1 protein-coding gene is annotated in these 5,198 nt (G+C 67.6%); it reads right to left on the reverse strand.

The genetic code is table 11. The features are described from left to right. The coding region (locus tag IEZ11_RS49895; RefSeq protein WP_189269769.1) for a non-ribosomal peptide synthetase at positions 1 to 5,198 on the reverse strand (5,198 nt) is incomplete at both ends.

The raw sequence follows: 5,198 nt of genomic DNA on the forward strand, positions 1-5,198 counted from the left end.
TCGTGCCGCGCGATCACCCTCTCCCACGCCGCCAGGAACGCATCCAGCCGCTCCCGCCCGTCGAACTCCCACACCTCTCTCGTCACATAGGGATCACGACCGCCCTCCACACCCATCTGACTGTGGAAGAACAAGCCTTCCTGCAACGGTGCCAGCCGGTACACGTCCGCGACATTGGCCACACCGCCGGGCACCTGCTCCACCACCCGGTCCAGGCCGTGCTGTTCCAGGCCCGCCAGCGGAACCATCTGCGCACTCAGCGACTCACTGCCCGCCGGGATCACCGTGGGCGGCACCACCACGTCCTCCCGGCCCGCCACCGCCGCCAGCGCCTGCACCGTCGGCTTCAGGAACAGCGTCCGCACATCCACCGACACACCCCGAGCCCGCAACCGCTCCACCAACGTCACCGCCAGCAGCGAATGACCACCCAGATCGAAGAAGTCGTCATCGACACCGACGTGATCGAGCCCCAGCACCTCGGCGAACACCTGGCACAGGACCTCCTCCCGCACCGTCACCGGACCACGACCCCCACCCGCAGCCCCGCCGGAGAGATACTCCGGTTCCGGCAACGCCCGCCGGTCCAGCTTGCCGTTGACCGTCAACGGCAGCACGTCCAAAACCACCACCGCCGAGGGCACCATGAACTCGGGCAGCCGCAGGGCGGCATGCTCGCGAACCACCCGGTCCAGACCCGGCCGCGCACCCTCTGCCGGTGTCACATAGGCGACCAGCCGTTTGTCACCCGCAGTGTCCTCCCGCACCACGACCGCCGCCTGCGCCACCCCATCACACTCCGCGACCACCGCCTCGACCTCACCCGGTTCGATGCGGAACCCGCGGATCTTCACCTGGTCATCGGCCCGGCCCACGAACTCCAGGACGCCGTCACGGCTCCAGCGCACTACATCCCCCGTGCGGTACATCCGCTCACCCGGACCGCTGAACGGATCGGCGATGAACCGTTCCGCGGTCAGGCCCGGCCGGCCCGCATACCCCCGCGCCACACCCGCACCCGCCACATACAACTCACCCGCCACACCCGGCGGCACCAGCTGAAGAGCCGAATCCAGCACATAGACGCTCACGTTCTCCATCGGCTGGCCGATCGGTACCGTCTCACCGTCGAGGCCGCGATCGCATTCCCACAGCGAAGTGATCACAGTGGCTTCGGTCGGCCCGTACGGGTTCTGCAACGGCACGCCCAGCACGGCCTGGAAGCTGTCCCGCACTGATGGGGGCAGAGACTCACCGCCGGCAAACACCAACCGAAGACTCTCGCACTCGGGTGCATCCACTGAATTCAGGAAAGAGGGTATGAGTGACGGGACGAACTGGGTGACTGTGACCCTTTCCCCCGCGATCAGCGCGGCCAGCAGCCGGGGATCGCGATGTCCGTCCGGCGGCGCCACGACGAGAGTGGCGCCGTACAGCAGCGTCCAGTAGATCTCCCACACCGATGGGTCGAACACGAACGGTGTCTTCAACAAGACCCGATCGGAGGGTGAGAGACGGAAGCGCGACTGCATCCAGCTCAGAAGGTTCACCACGCCCGACTGCGGCACCACGACGCCCTTCGGCCGCCCCGTCGACCCGGAGGTGAACATCACGTACATCGGATGCTGCGGCTGCAATCGCATCGGCCGCTCCGCGTCGGTGATCGCACCGCCGTCCACGCCTGCCAGCAGTTCCGGATCGTCAGCAGCGAGCCAGTGTTCCTTCGTTCCACCATCGCCAAGCTGTTGCGTCCCTTGGCCCTGTGCTGTCGGTTCGCGGTCCAACAGGACAACGGTCGGAGTCACTTCGTTGATCACATCCGTGATGCGTTCCGCCGGATACTCGGGATCAACAGGCACGTAGGCCCCGCCGGCCTTGCCCACCGCCAGCAGGGCCACCACCAGGTCGGCCGACCGAGACATCACCACCCCGACCCGCGCCTCAGGACCCACACCGTGGGCAATCAGGACCCGGGCCAGCCGATTGGACCGCTCGTCCAGCTCCCGGTAGGTGAGACGCCTGGCTCCGTACACCAGGGCGATCGAGTCCGGAGCTCGGTCGACCTGCTGGGCGAACAGATCCGGAATCGACGCAAGGGACGCTGTGCCTGTGCCTGTGTCATGCCTCGTCGCCGGCAGCTTGTGGCGTCCGCGTTCATCGATCACCACAAGGGTGTTGACGGGGCGATCGGAGTCGTAGCGCAAGGCGTTCACCAAGGCTTCAGTGGCGGTACGCAGCAGACCGGCGACCAGGTCCGGGTCGATCGGGGCGACAGCCTGTACCCCCACCTCGAAGCCGTCGCCCAGGTCGTCCACGCTGACGGCGAGTGGGTAGCTCGTCCTCTCGCGTCCGGCGAGGTGCCGTACTCCCGTGAGCCCCGGCTCGGTCGTCGTAGCTTCGTTCCGCAGGCGCTCCCTGTGGTGCCGGTAATTGAACAGGGAGGTGAACAACGGGGCCGCCGCGGCTGTACGGCCTTTTCTGAGTGCGGCGGAGAGGGACGCGTGCTCGTGGGCCATCAAACCGGCCAGTTGCATGCGCATGGCGCGCACGGCGTCCTCAACGCCGACGCCACGTGTGCGTGCGCGGACCGGCAGGGTGTTGACGAACAGGCCCGGTGCGGGAGCACCGGTGCCCAGTCGACCGAACAGCACGGTCCCGAAGACCACGTCGTCCTGGCCAGAGACTGCGGACAGGACCCGCGTCCACACCACGTGAAACAGAGTGGCCGGGCTGGTGCCGAGTCGTTGCGCCTGCTCTCTCACCTCCGCTGCGAGTGCGACTCCCAGCCTCAACCGAGTCTCGGTGACGGTTGTGCCGTCACCCAAGGTGTCCGACATCCCGAACGGCAGAGTCGGCTCGACAAGACCGTCCAGCAAGTCCGTGAAGTGTTTCTCTTGCTCCGCCAGGGCAGCCCCCCGTCTCGCCTGGCTGACCAAGGCACGGTAGGGCTCAGGTTCGGGCAGCTGTCCGTGCCGCCCTTCGAGGATGACCAGGACTTCGGCCATCACCGCGTCCATTCCGCTGTGATCACAGATGATGTGATGCGTCCGCATGGCGAGCAGCCATGCCCCGCTGTGTCCGGGGCGGCGCGCGGTATACGCGTGAGTCAGTGGGGCATGGCGGATGTCGATGGGACGGTCGGCCTCGGCCAGCAGGCCTTCCACCGGATCGGTGGTGTCGTCCTTGAGCTGCACCTCGATCACCGGCAATCGCGCGCTACGGCGAACCACCTGGACAGGATGGCGAAGGCCGTCCCAGGCGAAGGCAGTGCGGAGGATGTCGTGCCGGTCGATCACTTGCTGCCATGCGTCCAGGAAATCGGTGAGCAGCGCATACGACTCGAACTGCCACACCTGCGTGACGACGTAGGGGTCTTCGCCGTTCGCGGCGTCGATACGGTGGTGGAAGAAGAAGCCTTCCTGTAGCGGGGAAAGTCGGTAGATATCTCCGATGTCCGCAATTCCGTCGGGCACAGACGCGACCACTCGGGCCAGTTCCTCCGCCGAGAGTTCGGCCAACGGGACCATTTCGGGGAGTATCGCGTCCACAGCCTCTGGGATCAGCGAAGGCGGCAGGGCGACATCCTCTGGCCCTGTCGTGGCGGCGAGTCGGGCCACGGTCGGTGCGGCGAAGAGCGTCCTGACGTCGACTGACAGTCCTCGGGACCGCAGCCGCTCTACCAGCTGCACCGCCAGCAGCGAGTGCCCTCCCAGTTCGAAGAAATCGTCGTCCACGCCGAGCCGGTCCAGGCCTAGGACCTCCGCGAAGATTTGGCAGAGGATTTCTTCCTGGGGTGTCGTGGGTGGGCGTCCGTGGGTGGTGGTCCGCTGGGGGGCGGGGAGGGCTTTGCGGTCGATTTTTCCGTTGGTGGTCAGCGGGAGCCGGTCCAGGACGACGACGGCGGGGACCATGTACTGCGGCAGACACGCGGTCACGTGCTCCCGTACCCTCGCCTCCACGTCCCCCGCAGGATCCGCGCCGACCACATAGGCGACCAGGCATTTGTCGCCCGCAGTGTCCTCGCGGACCACGACGGCCGCCTGTGCCACCCCGTCACAGCCGGCGACCACCGCCTCGACCTCACCGGGTTCGATGCGGAACCCGCGGATCTTCACCTGGTCATCAGCCCGGCCCACGAACTCCAGCAGCCCCCCGGCCGTCCAGCGCACCACATCCCCGGTCCGGTACATCCGCTCACCCGCGGCGCTGAACGGATCGGCGATGAACCGTTCCGCGGTCAGGTCCGGCCGGCCCGCATACCCCCGCGCCACACCCGCACCCGCCACATACAACTCACCCGCCACCCCGACCGGCAGCGGTCCAAGACGCTCATCGAGGACGTAGACCCGGGTATTGGCGATAGGCCGGCCGATCGGTACCACCCGGCCCACCGCCCGCGGATCGCTCATCACCGACTGCGTCGCGCACAACGTCACCTCGGTCGGACCATAGTTCGCCCGCACCACCGTTCCCGGTACCGCTTCCAGCACCCCGCGCACCGCCGCCGGCGAGACCACGTCCCCGCCCGTGCTCACCTCGCTCAGCCCGCCGAACGCCCCCGGGTCCTCCTGCGCGATCACCCGGAACAGCCCCGCCGTCAGATGCACATGCGTCAGCCCGTACCCGGACACCAGCTCCCGCAGAACCCGCCCGTCCAGCACCCCCTCCGGCGCCACCACCACACACCCGCCCGACAGCAACGGCACCCACACCTCATACGTCGACGCGTCGAACGCATGCGGCGACGTCATCAGACCACGCAGCGGAGCCTCGCCGTACCAGCACTCGTCCTGCACCAGATCGGCGACATCCCGATGCGATACCGCCACCCCCTTCGGCACACCCGTCGACCCCGACGTGAACATCACATACATCAGCTGATCCGGCACCACCGCGACAGGCAGCCCGCCCGTCACAGACTCCCCGCCGCCGTCAGCCGCCGCGACATCCCTCTGCCCCACCACGAGCTGCACACCCGCCAGGCCGAAGATCTGCTCGATCCGCTCATCCGGCAGATCCGCTTCCACCGGTACATACGCGCCGCCGGCTTTGAGGATGCCCAGCAGTGCGACCAGCAGGTCGACCGAGCGTGGCATCACGACCCCGACCAGCGATTCCGGGCCCACACCCCGCCCGATCAGGACCCGGGCCAGCCGGTTCGAACGCGCATCCAGCTCCGCGTACGAGAGCGACTCCTG

It is taken from the genome of Streptomyces fuscichromogenes (assembly GCF_014645815.1).
Classification (GTDB): domain Bacteria; phylum Actinomycetota; class Actinomycetes; order Streptomycetales; family Streptomycetaceae; genus Streptomyces; species Streptomyces fuscichromogenes.